Genomic DNA, 15,292 nt, shown 5'->3' on the forward strand with positions numbered 1-15,292 from the left:
TGTAACGGGAACTCCGCCCGGCCAGTGGCGTCCCACCCATGCCGGACTGAACAATCTTTGGCTCAGCGCCTGCAAAAAAATCGCGGCATGTTACAATGCCGCCTTTGTTTTATTCCTCAACATCAGAATGGTTATGCGTCTTCTTACTTTACTTGCCAGCTGGATTCTTCCGCTTGCGGCCTCGGCGGCCGTTATTGTTCCTCAACCGCCTGCTCTCGATGCCAGTGCTTATGTGCTGATGGATGCTGACAGTGGCCATATTCTGGTGGAGAAAAACCCCGACCAGCGTCTGGCTCCGGCCAGCCTGACCAAAATGATGAGCAGCTATGTGGCCGTGCATGAGCTGGAGCTGGGTAACGTCAGCGAAGATACGCCCATTCCCATCAGCGTCCGCGCCTGGCGCAAAGGCGGCTCGAAAATGTTTGTGCGGGAAGGCACCCAGGTACCGCTGATTGATCTGCTGCGCGGCATTATTATTCAGTCCGGTAACGATGCTACGGTCGCGGTTGCCGAATACTTTTCCGGTTCCGAAGAAGCCTTTGCCGGCTGGATGAACCAATACGCGGCCCGCTTTGGCATGACCAACACCAATTTTGTTAATGCCACCGGCTGGCCGGCCGACAATCATTACTCTACGGCCCGCGATATGGCCATCTTGTCGCGCCATATCATTAAGGATCATCCGACTTACTACCCCCTGTACGCTGAAAAATACTACGAGTGGAACAACATCCGCCAACCGAACCGTAATAAACTGCTGTGGCGTGACCCGACCGTGGACGGGCTGAAAACCGGCCACACCGATGAAGCCGGTTATTGTCTGGCGGCGACGGCGGTGCGTGATAACACCCGGCTGATTGCCGTGGTAATGGGCACCCGCAGTGAAGAAGCCCGCGCCCGCGAAACCCAGAAACTGCTGGCCTATGGTTTCCGTTATTTTGAAACCCGCAAACTCTACGATGCCGGTGCCGAGCTGAAAGTGCAGCATGTCTGGAAAGGCAAAGACGAGCAGCTGGCGCTGGGACTGCAGGATGAACTGTACCTGAGCCTGCCACGGGGTTTACGCGGTGAAATTGAAGTAAATATCCGTACCGATGAATACCTGATTGCGCCCCTCAGCAAAGGTCAGGAAGTGGGCACAGTGACCCTGGTTGCCGAAGGTGAAGTGTTGGCCGAACGTCCTTTGATTGCCCTGGCCGCGGTAGAAGAGGCGGGTTTCTTTGGCCGTTTCTGGGATGGTATCCGTCTGTTTTTTGCCCGCCTGTTTGCCTGATAGCAGAGCATCAGCGCTGCCGGCTTCGCCCAAAGTCCGGTAGCGCTTGAAATCGGTCTGGGGTACAACCATATAAGGCGCAATTGTTTAAGAGAGATACCTGTTGTGAGCCAGCCTGTTAACCCCGCCAACGCTGCTGCTGAAGCCCCGAAAATCGAATTTCCCTGCGCCAATTATCCGGTCAAGATTCTGGGGCAGGGTAAAGACGACTACGCCGAAGTGGTGTTTGAAATTGTCCGTATCCACGCCCCTGACTGTGATTTCGAGCGCATTCAGATCCGCGACAGCCGCAATAGCCGCTTCCGCGCCATCACCCTGTACATTACCGCCACCGGTATTGATCAGCTGCAGAACCTGCACCGTGATTTAATGGCGCACGAGTATGTGCAGATGGTGATCTGATGAGCGCTATCCGCATCCGTGATCTGGGGTTGCAGCCTTACTTGTCTGTTTACGAACAGATGCTGGAATTTACCCGTACGCGTGATGAACAGACCCTGGATGAGCTGTGGTTCCTGCAGCATGAGCGGGTGTTTACCCAGGGGCAGGCGGGTAAGGCCGAGCACGTACTGATGCCGGGCGATATTCCGGTGGTGCAGACTGACCGGGGTGGCCAGGTGACTTATCACGGCCCCGGCCAGCTGGTGGTGTACCTGATGGTGGACATCAAACGTATGGGCATTGGCCCGCGCCAGCTGGTCTCCGCCATTGAACATGCCATTGTGAATACCTTGCAGACATGGGGTGTTGAATCCGCCCCGCGCGCCGATGCCCCGGGGGTTTACACCGGCGGCCGTAAAATTGCCTCGCTGGGGCTGCGCATTAAACAGGGCCGCTCATTTCATGGGTTGGCCCTGAATATCGATATGGATCTGGAACCCTTCCGCCGCATTAATCCCTGTGGTTACGCCGGCATGGAAATGACTCAGATGCGTGATGAAACCGCCGCTGCGCCGGCGCTGGCTGAGGTCAGTGCGGTATTGCAGCAACAGCTGCAGGCTGAGCTACAGGCTGCACAGACGACCGCGCCCGGAGCGTAAAATGAGCGAAAAAATCAAAGTAGTGCAGGGCGAAAAATTACGCGGTGCGGAAAAATTAGCCCGCATTCCCATCAAAGTGATTCCCACCGAGGAATTACCGCGCAAGCCGGATTGGATCCGGGTGCGCATTCCGGCGACGCCGAAGATCAACGAAATCAAAGAAAAGCTGCGCAAGCACAAGCTGCATACCGTCTGCGAAGAAGCCAGCTGCCCCAATATTGGCGAATGCTTCGGTGGTGGTACCGCTACCTTTATGATCATGGGCGATATCTGCACCCGTCGCTGCCCGTTCTGCGACGTTGGCCACGGCCGGCCCAATCCGCTGGATAGCGACGAGCCGGTAAACCTGGCCACCGCCATTGCCGATATGGGCCTGAAATACGTGGTGATTACTTCGGTTGACCGTGACGATCTGCGCGATGGTGGCGCTCAGCATTTTGCCGACTGTATCCGCTTAACCCGCGAACACAGCCCGGGTATTCAGGTGGAAACCTTGGTACCGGATTTCCGTGGCCGCATGGACATTGCGCTGGATATTCTCAGCACCACACCACCGGATGTGTTTAACCACAATCTGGAAACCGTACCGCGTCTGTACAAAGAATGCCGTCCGGGTTCGGATTATCAGTGGTCGCTGGATTTGCTGAAAAAATACAAAGAGCGCAACCCGCACATTATTACCAAATCCGGTCTGATGCTGGGGTTGGGCGAAACCAACGATGAGGTCATTGAGGTAATGCACGCGATGCGGGCCCACAAGATTGATCACATTACCCTGGGACAGTATCTGCAACCCAGCCGCGATCATTCACCGGTGAAGCGTTTTGCCACCCCGGAAGAATTTAAAATGCTGGGCGAGAAAGCCAAAGAACTGGGCTTTATCCGCGTCACCAGCGGCCCGCTGGTGCGTTCCTCGTACCATGCAGACCTGCAGGCGCAGGGTGAGGATGTTGGCAGTCACTGAATAGTGCTGCGGCGTGTATAAAAAAAGCCAGCACTGATGCTGGCTTTTTTTATGGCTGCGGTATGCTGGTCAGGCTTGCTGCAGCATGGCGAACAGTTCGTCTTTCAGGTGCACGCGCTTCATTTTCAGCGCTTCCAGACGTTCATCCGACGCCGCTTCCGCTTCGTTTTCAATATTGCGTACTTCACGGTCAATATCGTGGTACTCATCGAACAGACGGGAGAAGTGGCGGTCTTTCATTTTCAGATCACGGATCTGATCCGCCATATCCGGAAATTCGTGGTGCAGATCGTGGTGCTCAACAGTCATGGTGTGGCCTCCTTTTTTGATTTGTTCCAGTATGCGGGTCTGGTTATGGGTCGTATTGATGCAGGTCAGGCCGGCAGAACCGGCCTGCAGCAATGCTGATGTGCATCAAGTGGTCAGCCATTACGGGCAATTTTACTGAGTCCTTGCTGCAACCATTGCTGGAATTGCGGCGCCGGCAGGGCACCGGCCAGCCGGTCAATTTCCTGGCCACGGTAGTACAGAATCAGGGTCGGGATACTGCGGATACCCAGCCGCGCACCAAGCTGCTGTGCGGTTTCGGTGTTCACCTTGGCAAAGCGCAGCTGATGCTGCAGCTGGCCGCATACCTGGGTAAAGATGGGCGCCATCATTTTGCAGGGGCCGCACCAGCTGGCCCAGAAATCCACTACCACCGGCAGGTCGTTTTTGTCGATAAAACGCTGAAAACTGTGTTCGTCCAGTTCGACCGGGTGGCCATCAAACAGATCGTGCTGGCAGCGCCCGCACTGGCCCTGCTGCTGTTGTTTATCGGCGGGAATGCGGTTGATGGCGCCGCAGGAAGGGCAGGTGTAATGCATGACAGAATCTCCACAGGATGGCTGTTCTGCTATATGCGTCTTTGGTTATGATTTTCAAGGGCAATCCGGAGAGCCGGCAGGCTCTCCGGGACAGGCTCAGGCCTGGTTTTGCTTTTTCACGCGCTTATCGCGGCGCTTTTCTTTCAGCGTCTTGGCTGCTGGTTTCTTTTCTTGTTTTGCCATGGCAAACATCTCCGTTGGGTGCTGCTGGCCGGTCCTGCCGCCGGGAGCGGTCAGCACACTGTCAGAAAGAAGGGCCGTTTGTGCGTTCAGCGCACGCGGCAGGCTAAAGGCTTCAAGGGGAAATCCTCCATGCAATTAAGGCCGGTCAGTGGATGACCTGAATAACGGTGAAGGTGGAACGGATGCCCTCCACCGCCACCGTGCAGCGATCACCGGCCTGCAGGCCAAGCAGGGCCGCTCCCAGCGGTGAGCGTACCGAAATCCGGTGTTTGTCCGGATTGGCGTCAGCAGGCAGGGTGAGAACCACCGAGAAACGCTCACGCGCCTGCAGCACAATCAGGGAGTTAATCCGTATTGTTGGCTGATTGGGCAGAGGCTTGTTGCTGCAGGTACGGGTATCCGCTACCCGCTCAGGCCGGGTAGCGCTGAACGCCGTTGTGGTCAGCAGATGATGCCAGACACGCTGGTCAACCTGGCGGAAGGATGAAGAAACAAGGGGAAACATGGCGCTCTCCACAGACAAATGAACAGGATTCAGTCGTCGCCGGAGAGTGGGGTTCTCTCCGGCTTAGCGCTGGAAGGTTCTGGCTTGTGGAAGGAACCGTTGGGTGATCATGAAATCAGGTGTCCGCAATCAAGGTGAGGGGATCATAGCCCGCCTGCAATAAAAGACAAGCCACCCCGGCCGGTGGCCGGAGCTTACAGCTGGTGGCGGCGCAGGTGGGCGAGAAAACCGTCTTTATCGGTTTCGCCGACCAGGCGGCCGGGCTGCACTTCCTGATTCTGGCGGAAGAACAGAATGGTTGGCGGGCCAAAAATGGCGTGCTTCTGCATAAAGGCGATGTGTTCCGCCCGGTTGGCGGTAACGTCCAGTTTCAGCCACAACGCTTCGGCCAGCCGCGCCTGCACATCCGGCTGGGTGAAAATTTCTTTTTCCATCACTTTGCAGCTGATGCACCAGTCGGCGTACATATCCAGCATCACCAGCCCCGGCGCAGTAGCGATGCGCTGCTCCAGCTCGGCGACGGAATCGGTTTTGTAAAACGGGGTGGAGGCGCTGGCGCTGGTGCGGTTATCAGTTCCGCCAATGACTGGTTGCAGAGGCTGCAACGGGTTGTTGTTGCCCATCAGCACGCCGGTGAAGGCCAGAACGCCATAGACCAGCAACACCCAGCCCAGACCTTTCACCAGCCGCTGTGCCGCACTGGCTGCAGGCTCCAGCGCGCCCAGTACAATGCCGTACACCAGCGCCAGCAGCGCCCACAGCAGCAGACTGAGGTTGCCGGGCAGAATACGCTCCAGCAGCCAGATCGCCACGGCCAGCAGCAAGACACCGAAGAAGACTTTGATCTGATTCATCCACTGGCCGGCTTTGGGCAGGAACGAAGCGCCGGTGGTACCCAGTACGATCAGTGGCGCGCCCATGCCCAGCCCCAGCGCCAGTAAGGCTAATCCACCCAGGACGGCATCGCCGGTGGTGCTTAAGTACACCAGAGCACCAGCCAGGGGCGCGGATACGCAGGGCGAAACGACCAGGGCCGACAATACGCCAATGATAAATACGCTCAGGTAGCGCCCGCCTTGCTGTTGCTGGCTGATACTGTTCAGCCGGTTGCGCAGCGCTGCCGGCAGTTGCAGTTCGTACAGGCCGAACATGGCCAGTGCCAACAATACAAACAGGGCGGCAAACAGGATGAGTACCCAGGGCGTCTGCATCCAGGCCTGAATGTTGGCGCCGGCACCGAGCAGGCCGACGGTAAGACCGGCGGCAGCGTAAGTCAGAGCCATACCCAGCACATAGACGGACGACAACAGAAAGCCGCGGCGCGGCGAGTTGTGCTGCTGCCCCAGCACCACGCTGGTCAGAATCGGCACCATCGGCAGCACGCAGGGAGTAAAGGTCAGGCCCAGACCGAGCAGGAAAAACACCCCGATAACAGCCAGCGTGGAGCGGCCACTGAACCAGTTATCTTCTGCTGGTGCCGTTGTGCTGGTCACGCTGTCAGAGGCCGGCGGCAGAGCCGGGCCCTGCAGATCGGCGGCTGTCAGGGTCAGGCGTTGGCGTTGCGGCGGGTAACAGAGGCCGGCATCGGCACAGCCCTGATGATGCAGCACGACTTCACCGGGCTGCAGCCCCTGCAGATCGAAACGCACATCCAGCTGGCCGTAAAAGGCGGTTACCCGGCCAAAAGCTTCGTCGTCTTTTTCAATGCCGGGCAGGGAAAAATAGACCGGCTCCAGCCGGGTGTCGCCCTGCTGCAGAAAGATGCGGTGCTGGTACAGGTAATAGCCATCGGCGCTGTTCCAGGTGGCCAGGAGTTCTCCGTTGGCCAGCGTGGTGGTGAGTGGAAAAGCCTGTTCCACCGGCAGGAAGTCGGGCTCACTCTTACCCAGCAGGCTGCCCAGCAAGTTAGCCTGGGTTGAAACGCTGAACACTAACGCCAGTAAGGCCAGCCAGATTCTGTTCACGGGAAATTCCTGTTGCAGTGGGGTCAGGTATTGCGCTGTACCGCCAGCATCGCCAGTGCTGCCAGTGCCTGTTTGGCCGGTGAATCGGCTAACAGTTCCAGCTGGGCCTGGGCGCGGTTGGCGCAGGCCACGGCTTTTTCGCGGGTGTATTCAATGGAACCCAGCTCGTGCACGATGGCCAGCACGTCGCTCATATTCTCAAGCCCACCTTTACGGATGGCGGCACGTACCAGCTTGCGCTGTTCGTCGTTGCCGTTTGCCATGGCGTGAATCAGCGGCAGCGTGGGTTTGCCTTCGGCCAGATCGTCGCCGACGTTTTTGCCCATGGCGGCGGCATCGCCTTCGTAGTCCAGTACGTCATCAATTAACTGGAACGCCAGCCCCAGTTCGCGGCCGTAAATGCGCAGCGCTTCGCGTTCGGCCTCGCTGCGGCCCAGCAGGCTGGCCATGCCCCAGGTCGAGGCTTCAAACAGCATGGCGGTTTTGCCATAAATAACGTCCAGATACTGCTGTTCGGTGGTATCGGGGTTTTTCACGTTGGTCAGCTGCAGCACTTCGCCTTCGGCAATCACGCTGGTGGCCTTGGACAGGATCTGCATCACCGGCAGGCAGGCCAGTTCAACCAGCATTTCAAAGGAGCGGCTGTACAGGAAGTCGCCGACCAGTACGCTGGGGGCATTGCCCCATTTGGCGTTGGCAGTCGGATTGCCACGGCGCATGTCTGAGGTATCCACCACATCGTCGTGCAGCAGGGTGGCGGTGTGCAGAAACTCAATCACGGTGGCCAGTTTCACCGCACGCTCATCACACTCATTGAAGGCGCGGGCGGTTAACAGTACCAGCAGCGGGCGGATACGCTTGCCGCCGCTGTTAATGATGTATTCGGCAATCTTTTCCACCAACGGCACCCGCGAGGCCAGTTGCGCGTGAATCAGCTCGTTGACCTGCTGGAATTCGCTGCCGACGACGTTGTGGATATCTTTGATTTGCATGAATATGGCCCGGTTTCAGAGTCCGAAGGGTGCCGGCCGGGATACATTCCGGGCGCACCGGTTAAAAAGTCAGGGCGCAGTTTAGCCGCCGGCGAGGGCAGCGACAACGCAGGCTTTGTCAGTCATTGGCTGGATATCGCATGGCTTGCAAGCCGGTGCCGGCTGCGCTATAGTCTCGCGCCCCGAAAATCTGCTCCCTGCCATATGGAAACCAGAGCGTTGCCAGTAGAAGCAGGCCCCTTAAAGCAGCAGTTGTGAAGCGCCGTATAACGGCATTGTGGAGATGTACAGTATGTACGCAGTAGTGGTAACCGGCGGTAAGCAATACCGCGTTGAAGAAGGTCAGACCCTGAAAGTTGAAAAACTGGAAGTGGCGACCGGTGACAAAGTAGAAATCGAAAAAGTGCTGCTGATCGGCAACGGCGATGACGTTAAGATCGGTGCTCCGGTGGTTGCCGGCGCTAAAGTAACTGCTGAAGTGGTTGCTCATGGTCGTCACAAGAAAGTGAAGATCCTGAAGTTCAAGCGTCGTAAGCACCACATGAAGCAGATGGGCCACCGTCAGTGGTTCACTGAACTGAAAATCACCAGCATCGCTGGCTAATTTTTTATTTGAATTCCGGGGCCCGGTGCCTGTCGCCAACAGGTCGCATCCGCAGTGTTGTAGCGGTCCCATTGAAGGAGAAATATCATGGCTCACAAGAAAGCTGGTGGTAGTACCCGTAACGGTCGTGATTCCGAAAGTAAACGCCTTGGCGTAAAACTGTTCGGCGGTCAGGCTGCTAAATCCGGTAACATCCTGGTTCGTCAGCGTGGCACCCGTTTCCACGCCGGTACTAACGTAATGGTTGGTCGTGACCACACTCTGTTTGCTACTGCCGATGGCGTAGTAAAGTTTGAAGTGAAAGGTCCGCAAGGCCGCAAGTACGTCAGCATCGTACAGGCGTAATTGCCGCAGATCCGGAGCCGGCTGTTGTAGTGCCGGCCTCCACCGCGCCCTGGCTGCAAAGGTTTCTTTGACGTCAGGGCGTTTTTGTTTGTTTATCCGAGGTTGCACCTATGAAGTTCGTTGACGAAGCACGAATTACCGTTCAGGCAGGCAAGGGCGGCAATGGCTGTATGAGCTTTCGTCGCGAAAAATTCATTCCCAAAGGTGGCCCCGATGGTGGTGATGGTGGCGACGGCGGCTCGGTTTACCTGCTGGCCGATGATGCCATCAATACCTTGATCGACTTCCGTTACACCCGTCATTATCAGGCCGACAACGGTAAAAACGGCTCCAGCCGTAACTGTACCGGTAACAAAGGTGCCGATATGGTGCTGCGGGTGCCGGTTGGCACCACCGCCATTGACGAAGATACCGGCGAAACCCTGGGCGACCTGACCGAAAATGGCCAGAAACTGATGCTGGCGATGGGTGGTTTCCACGGTCTGGGTAATACCCGTTATAAGTCCAGTACCAACCAGGCGCCCACCCAAACCAAGCCGGGCCAGCCAGGTGAATCCCGCAACATCAAGCTGGAACTGAAAGTGCTGGCCGATGTGGGTCTGCTGGGCTTGCCGAACGCCGGTAAATCCACCTTTATCCGCGCCGTTTCCGCGGCCCGCCCGAAAGTGGCCGATTACCCCTTTACCACCCTGGTACCAAACCTGGGTGTGGTATCGGTCGAACCGCACAGAAGCTTTGTGGTGGCCGATATTCCGGGTCTTATTCCGGGTGCCTCTGATGGCGCCGGTCTGGGCACCCGTTTCCTTAAGCACCTGGTGCGTACGCATCTGTTGCTGCACATTGTCGATATGGCCCCCTTCGATACCGAAGTCAGCCCGGCCGATAACGTCCGCGCCATCGCCTACGAGCTGGACCAGTTTTCCCCCGGTCTGGCCCAGCGTGACCGCTGGCTGGTGCTGAACAAGCTGGACCTGATTCCGGAAGACGAACGCGAAGCGCGCTGTCAGGCCATTATTGATGAGCTGCAGTGGACCGGCCCGGTGTATAAAATTGCCGCCATTAACCGCGAAGGCACCTTCCAGATCAGCTGCGACATTATGGAATACATTGAGCAGCGCCGTATCCGCGAGCAGGAAGACGAAGAGTTTGCCCGTCAGCTGCGCGAAGAGCGTGAACAGGTGGAAGCCGAAGCCCGTGAGCACATTGAAATGCTGCAGGAGCGCCGCCGTCAGCTGCGTGAACTGCAGGAAGATGAAGACGATGATGATGACGACCACGATGTGGAAGTGATCTACATCCGCGAATAACCCATACCGGTATTAATCGCTCGAAAGAGCAGTCGCAGAGAGAGCAGCATGACGACTGTTGAGTGGCAGGAAACCCGCCAGAAACTGGCGCAGAAAAAACGCTGGGTCATCAAGATCGGCAGTGCCCTGCTGACCAACGATGGCCGTGGTCTGAATCGTGACGGTATGCAAAGCTGGGTCGACCAGATCGCCGCACTGCTGGCATTGGGGCATGAGGTTGTGCTGGTGTCGTCCGGGTCGGTGGCCGAAGGCATGACCCGGCTGGGCTGGAAAACCCGCCCGGAAGAAGTGCATAAGCTGCAGGCGGCCGCTGCGGTTGGTCAGATGGGGTTGGTACAGGCCTATGAACGGGCCTTTGCCCAGCATCAGCGCAACACCGCGCAGATTCTGCTGACCCATGATGACCTCAGTGATCGCAAGCGTTACCTGAACGCCCGCACCACGCTGCGCACGCTGCTGGACATGGGTGTGGTACCGGTCATTAACGAAAACGACACCGTGGTGACCGATGAAATCAAATTCGGTGACAACGATACGCTTGGCGCTTTGGTCGCCAACCTGGTGGAAGCCGATCTGCTGGTGATTCTGACCGACCAGCAGGGTTTGTTTACCGCTGATCCGCGCTCTAACCCCGATGCCAAGTTAATTGCCGAAGGTCAGGCCTCGGACCCCTGTTATGCGGCCATGGCCGGTGGCGGTGGTGCGCTGGGTCGTGGCGGTATGATCACCAAGGTGCGCGCCGCCACTCTGGCTGCCCGCTCCGGTGCCGATACCCTGATCGTTGGTGGCCGGATTGACAACGTGATTACCCGGCTGCGCGCCGGCGAGGTGCTGGGCACCTTGTTGCTGGCCGACAAAGAACGCGATGCCGCCCGTAAGCAATGGCTGGCTGGTCATCTGCAGTCTCACGGTGAGCTGACCCTGGATGCCGGCGCCGTTAAAGCATTACGCGACAGCGGTCGCAGTCTGCTGCCGATTGGCGTGATTGCCGCGCAGGGTAAATTTGAACGCGGTCAGCTGGTGATCTGCAAAGATGAGCAGGGCGCGGTGGTGGCGAAAGGGCTGGTGAACTACAGCCACAAAGACGCTGCGCGCATTCTGCGTACTCCCACGGCCCAAATTGAGCAGGCGCTGGGGTATATTGCTGAGCCGGAGATTATCCACCGCGATAATCTGGTGGTGCTGTAAGCCGCGAATTGCCGTTGTTGCAGGCCGCCGCTGTCATTAATGGAATACATGAGGAAAGCCCATGATTGAGGCCGTGAAAGTTGCCGGACTGAACGTCCGTAACGATGCCCCCTTTGTGCTGTTTGGTGGCATGAACGTACTGGAAAGCCGCGATCTGGCGCTGTCCATCTGCGAACACTATGTGAAAGTGACCGAAAAGCTCGGTATTCCCTATGTGTTTAAAGCATCGTTCGACAAGGCCAACCGTTCGTCCATTAATTCCTACCGTGGTCCGGGGCTGGATGAAGGCCTGAAGATTTTTGAAGAGATCAAAAAGACCTTCAATGTGCCGCTGATTACCGATGTGCACGAGCCCTGTCAGGCGGCACCGGTGGCCGAGGTGGTGGATGTTATCCAGCTGCCGGCCTTTCTGGCGCGGCAGACCGATCTGGTGGTGGCGATGGCGAAAACCGGCGCTGCCATTAACGTAAAAAAACCGCAATTTCTGGCCCCGCACGAAATGCGCCACATCATCAGCAAGTTTGCCGAAGCTGGTAATGAGCAGGTGATGCTGTGCGAGCGCGGTTCCTGCTTTGGTTACAACAACCTGGTGGTGGACATGCTGGGCATGGATGAAATGAAAACCATGGCGCCGGTGATTTTCGATGCCACCCATGCGCTGCAGCGTCCGGGTGGCCGTGCCGATTCTGCTGATGGTCGCCGCCAGCAGGCATTCCAGCTGGCCCGGGCCGGTATGGCGCTGGGCATTGCCGGTTTGTTTCTGGAAGCCCACCCGAACCCGGCGCAGGCCAAATGTGACGGTCCGTGCGCGTTGCCGCTGGATAAACTTGAGCCTTATCTGGCCCAGATGAAGGCGGTGGATGAGCTGGTGAAGTCTTTTGTGCCGGTTGTGATTGATTGAGCATTGTTTAACCGGGGTGTAGCCGCTAGAATACGCGCCCGTGTTGACACCGGGTCGCTATCTCTGGATAATCGCGGCCCTATTAGTTCTACTGATTAACCAATTTTGAGGAGCCGACTGTGGCAAATTCCGCTGGTTCTCGTAAACGCGCCCGTCAGGCTATCAAACGTCGTGCTCGCACTGTAGCCCTGCGCTCAATGGTTCGTACTTACATCAAGAAAGTACACGCCGCTGTTGCAAGCAACGACTATGATCAAGCTCAGGCCGCATTTACCAAGACTCAACCTTACATCGACAAGATGGTGAACAAGGGCATTCTGCATAAGAATACCGCTGGTCGCATCAAAAGCCGTCTGAACGCTAAGGTATTCGCTCTGAAAGGTTAATCCTGACAGCAGTGAATAAAAGAACCCGCTTCGGCGGGTTTTTTTATGCGCCGGCGCTGCATTCCGGAGCCGCCGGCGTATGATAACGGGCTTTCCGCCCGTAGGGATTACCGAGAACCGCTCATGGCAGAACAAGCTCAACCCCCTGTACCGCCCGCCAATAAAAATCCGGGCCTGCTGCGTTCATCGTCCATTGTCAGCCTGATGACCTTGCTCAGCCGGGTGCTGGGGCTGATCCGGGATGTGGTGGTGGCGCAGTATTTCGGCGCCCGTGCCGACCCGTTTTTTGTCGCCTTTAAAATCCCCAATTTTTTCCGTCGTCTGTTTGCCGAAGGGGCATTTTCGGTGGCCTTTGTACCGGTGCTGAGTGAATACCGGCGGTTGCGGCCACTGGATGAGGTGCGCTTGCTGGTGGCGCGGGTATCCGGGGTGCTGGGCAGTGCGCTGCTGGCGGTGACGGTGGCCGCCATTATGCTGGCCGATTATCTGCCCTGGGTATTCGCACCGGGCTTTCGCAGTGACCCGGCAAAGTTCGCCTTAACCGCGGATCTGCTGCGTATTACTTTCCCGTATTTATTGTTTATTTCCCTGGCGGCCTTTGCTTCATCGGTGCTGAACAGCTATGGCCGCTTTGCGGTGCCGGCCTTTACGCCGGTGCTGCTGAATGTCTGTCTGATTATCGCCACGGTTTATGCCACCCCGCTGTTTGAAGAACCCTTATTCGCGCTGGCCTGGGGGGTGTTTTTTGCCGGGCTGGTGCAGATGCTGTTTCAGCTGCCCTTTATTGCCCGGCTGGGGTTGCTGGTGCGGCCGCAGTATCAACCCAAAGATGAGGGGGTGCGCCGTATTGGCGGGCTGATGGTGCCGGCGTTGTTCGGGGTGTCGGTCAGCCAGATCAATCTGCTGCTGGATACCTTGCTGGCATCGTTTCTGGAGCCCGGTTCGGTCAGCTGGCTGTATTATTCTGACCGCCTGAATAACCTGCCACTGGGCGTCTTTGCCATTGCCATCGGCGTGGTGATTCTGCCGGCGCTGTCGGGTCGCCATGCGGCGCAGGAACAGGACGGTTTTTCCCGCACCCTCGACTGGGCTGTGCGGTTGGTATTGCTGATTGCTGTGCCGGCATCGTTAGCGCTGATGGTATTGGCCACGCCCCTGATGGCGACCATTTTTTATTACGGTGAGATTACCGCCTATGACGTGGCGCAGATGAGCCTGAGCCTGCAGGCCTATGGCGCCGGTTTGCTGGCCTTTATGTTAATTAAAGTGCTGGCGCCGGGTTTCTATGCCCGCCAGGACACCAAAACCCCGGTCAAAATCGGTATTCAGGCCATGGTGGTAAACATGGTGCTGAACCTGATTCTGGTATTTCCCTTTGCCCATGCCGGGCTGGCGCTGGCCACCTCGCTGTCGGCCTATTTCAATGCCTATATGCTGTACCGTGGTTTGCGTAAAGCCGGTGCCTATGAGCATCAGAGTGGCTGGCCCCGTTTTCTGCTGATTGCGTTACTGGCCAACAGTGCGCTGCTGGCGTTAATTCTGCTGCTGATGGGGCCGGCCGCGCAATGGCTGGACTGGAGTGCGGTGCAGCGGGCCGGCTGGATGACCGTGCTGGTGGTCAGCAGTGTGGCGCTGTATGCCGGGGTACTGGTGGCGGCGGGGCTGCGTCTGCGCCATTTGCGCGGTGAAGTGTTCTGAGTATCCCGGTTATCCTGTGGCCGGCCGGGTAAATGGCTGTTACCGAAGCGGCAGGTTGGCTATAATTCCGCCCTTTCAAATGGCAGGTAGACAAGGCTGATGCGCCTATTGCGTGGGCTCCATAACATTCCGGCAGACTTCCGCGGTTGTGCGGCAACCATCGGTAATTTCGATGGTCTGCACCTGGGTCATCAGGGGATTTTGCGGGCGCTGAAAGACGTGGCGGCGGCGCAGGGCGTGCCCACGCTGGTGATGCTGTTTGAACCTCAGCCAAAAGAGTTTTTCGCCCCGCAGGCGGCGCCGGCCCGGTTAGCCAATTTACGCGAAAAACTGCAGGATCTGGCCAGCCATCATGTCGATTATGTGTTGTGTCTGCCTTTCAATCAGGCGCTGCGGTCGATGCCGGCGCAGGCCTTTATCGAACAGATTCTGCTGCAGGCGTTACGGGTTAAGCACCTGATTGTCGGTGATGATTTCCGCTTTGGCTGTGACCGCAGTGGTGATTACCGCGCGCTGGCAGCTGCCGGCCACCAACATGGTTTTCAGGTGCAGGATTCGCCCACGCTGGAGCTCGACAGTGAGCGCGTCAGCAGTACCCGCGTGCGTACCGAACTTTCGGCTAATAATCTCAGCCGGGTGGCGCACCTGCTGGGGCGGCCGTACCGGATGTCGGGGCGGGTGGCTTTTGGCCGTCAGCTGGGTCGCCAGCTCGATACGCCCACCGCCAATGTGATGGTTAACCGCCGCCAGTTACCCTTAACCGGTGTGTTTGCAGTGCAGGTGACCGAAGAGGAAAGCGGGCGCCGCTTTAGCGGTGTTGCCAACTGCGGTATCAAGCCCACGGTGGCCGGGGTGCCGGAACCTTCGCTGGAAGTGCACCTGTTTGATTTCAGCGGCAATCTTTACCACCGCCACCTGACGGTGGAGTTTGTGCACAAACTCCGTGATGAACAAAAATTTGCCGGCCTGGCGGAATTACAGCAGGCCATCGCCGCCGATAAACAGGCAGCCCGACAGTATTTTGCGGCCCGCACTGCGGCCGGCCATTAACCGAATAACGACTTTCAGAAAAGTGA

General features: G+C 57.6%; 18 protein-coding genes. 12 read left to right on the forward strand and 6 right to left on the reverse strand.

Annotated features, from left to right (window positions below):
* Positions 1 to 133 precede the first annotated feature (133 nt).
* The 4 genes from GJQ55_RS02340 (at position 134) to lipA (ending at position 3,277) form a co-directional block, all read left to right on the forward strand.
* On the forward strand, positions 134 to 1,273 hold the full coding sequence (locus GJQ55_RS02340; RefSeq protein WP_420907151.1) for a D-alanyl-D-alanine carboxypeptidase family protein: 1,140 nt from the start codon (positions 134 to 136) through the stop codon (positions 1,271 to 1,273).
* A 105-nt stretch (positions 1,274 to 1,378) separates the two neighbouring features.
* Complete coding sequence (locus GJQ55_RS02345) at positions 1,379 to 1,675, forward strand: YbeD family protein (protein ID WP_228345911.1); 297 nt, start codon at positions 1,379 to 1,381, stop codon at positions 1,673 to 1,675.
* Complete coding sequence (gene lipB / locus GJQ55_RS02350; protein WP_228345912.1) at positions 1,675 to 2,313, forward strand: lipoyl(octanoyl) transferase LipB; 639 nt, start codon at positions 1,675 to 1,677, stop codon at positions 2,311 to 2,313. Before GJQ55_RS02345 ends, lipB begins: the two co-directional genes overlap by 1 nt.
* Before the next feature lies 1 nt (position 2,314).
* Entirely contained in the window at positions 2,315 to 3,277 is a 963-nt protein-coding gene (gene lipA, locus GJQ55_RS02355) for a lipoyl synthase (protein ID WP_228345913.1), read from the forward strand.
* 69 nt (positions 3,278 to 3,346) lie between these two features.
* Here the strand turns inward: lipA and GJQ55_RS02360 are convergent, their stop codons facing one another.
* From GJQ55_RS02360 to GJQ55_RS02385, 6 genes are all read right to left on the reverse strand, one after another.
* Positions 3,347 to 3,586, reverse strand: a complete 240-nt coding sequence (locus tag GJQ55_RS02360) for an HP1242/YdcH family protein (RefSeq protein WP_228345914.1) — start codon at positions 3,584 to 3,586, stop codon at positions 3,347 to 3,349.
* Positions 3,587 to 3,699: 113 nt separating this feature from the next.
* Positions 3,700 to 4,143, reverse strand: a complete 444-nt coding sequence (trxC, locus tag GJQ55_RS02365; RefSeq protein ID WP_228345915.1) for a thioredoxin TrxC — start codon at positions 4,141 to 4,143, stop codon at positions 3,700 to 3,702.
* 96 nt (positions 4,144 to 4,239) lie between these two features.
* A complete protein-coding gene (locus tag GJQ55_RS02370) occupies positions 4,240 to 4,461 on the reverse strand; it encodes a hypothetical protein (protein ID WP_228345916.1) in 222 nt (73 codons plus the stop codon).
* 10 nt (positions 4,462 to 4,471) lie between these two features.
* Positions 4,472 to 4,831 carry a GreA/GreB family elongation factor gene (locus GJQ55_RS02375; protein ID WP_228345917.1) on the reverse strand — a complete coding sequence of 120 codons (360 nt, stop codon included), beginning with the start codon at positions 4,829 to 4,831 and terminating at the stop codon, positions 4,472 to 4,474.
* Between the two features lie 194 nt (positions 4,832 to 5,025).
* A complete protein-coding gene (gene dsbD, locus GJQ55_RS02380; protein ID WP_228345918.1) occupies positions 5,026 to 6,795 on the reverse strand; it encodes a protein-disulfide reductase DsbD in 1,770 nt (589 codons plus the stop codon).
* 23 nt (positions 6,796 to 6,818) lie between these two features.
* Positions 6,819 to 7,787, reverse strand: coding sequence for a polyprenyl synthetase family protein (locus GJQ55_RS02385; protein WP_228345919.1), 969 nt, complete (start codon positions 7,785 to 7,787; stop codon positions 6,819 to 6,821).
* A 292-nt stretch (positions 7,788 to 8,079) separates the two neighbouring features.
* Here GJQ55_RS02385 and rplU point away from each other — a divergent pair, with 292 nt between their 5' ends.
* The 8 genes from rplU to ribF all read left to right on the forward strand — a co-directional run bounded on the left by rplU (position 8,080) and on the right by ribF (position 15,266).
* Entirely contained in the window at positions 8,080 to 8,391 is a 312-nt protein-coding gene (gene rplU, locus GJQ55_RS02390; protein ID WP_228345920.1) for a 50S ribosomal protein L21, read from the forward strand.
* A gap of 87 nt (positions 8,392 to 8,478) precedes the next feature.
* Positions 8,479 to 8,736, forward strand: coding sequence for a 50S ribosomal protein L27 (gene rpmA / locus GJQ55_RS02395; RefSeq protein WP_228345921.1), 258 nt, complete (start codon positions 8,479 to 8,481; stop codon positions 8,734 to 8,736).
* Positions 8,737 to 8,846: 110 nt separating this feature from the next.
* Positions 8,847 to 10,043 (forward strand): Obg family GTPase CgtA, encoded by a 1,197-nt coding sequence (cgtA, locus tag GJQ55_RS02400; protein WP_228345922.1) that lies wholly within the window; start codon positions 8,847 to 8,849, stop codon positions 10,041 to 10,043.
* Positions 10,044 to 10,091: 48 nt separating this feature from the next.
* The gene (gene proB / locus GJQ55_RS02405; protein WP_228345923.1) at positions 10,092 to 11,231 is read left to right on the forward strand and encodes a glutamate 5-kinase; all 1,140 of its coding nucleotides are present in this window, start codon (positions 10,092 to 10,094) and stop codon (positions 11,229 to 11,231) included.
* A gap of 61 nt (positions 11,232 to 11,292) precedes the next feature.
* On the forward strand, positions 11,293 to 12,132 hold the full coding sequence (gene kdsA / locus GJQ55_RS02410; protein WP_228345924.1) for a 3-deoxy-8-phosphooctulonate synthase: 840 nt from the start codon (positions 11,293 to 11,295) through the stop codon (positions 12,130 to 12,132).
* Between the two features lie 119 nt (positions 12,133 to 12,251).
* Positions 12,252 to 12,518, forward strand: coding sequence for a 30S ribosomal protein S20 (gene rpsT, locus GJQ55_RS02415; protein ID WP_228345925.1), 267 nt, complete (start codon positions 12,252 to 12,254; stop codon positions 12,516 to 12,518).
* Between the two features lie 123 nt (positions 12,519 to 12,641).
* Positions 12,642 to 14,216: a murein biosynthesis integral membrane protein MurJ gene (gene murJ / locus GJQ55_RS02420; protein ID WP_228345926.1), complete on the forward strand. Its 1,575-nt coding sequence runs from the start codon at positions 12,642 to 12,644 to the stop codon at positions 14,214 to 14,216.
* 99 nt (positions 14,217 to 14,315) lie between these two features.
* Positions 14,316 to 15,266 (forward strand): bifunctional riboflavin kinase/FAD synthetase, encoded by a 951-nt coding sequence (gene ribF, locus GJQ55_RS02425; protein WP_228345927.1) that lies wholly within the window; start codon positions 14,316 to 14,318, stop codon positions 15,264 to 15,266.
* Positions 15,267 to 15,292: the final 26 nt, after the last annotated feature.

Source organism: Venatoribacter cucullus (assembly GCF_016132445.1).
GTDB lineage: Bacteria > Pseudomonadota > Gammaproteobacteria > Pseudomonadales > Oceanobacteraceae > Venatoribacter > Venatoribacter cucullus.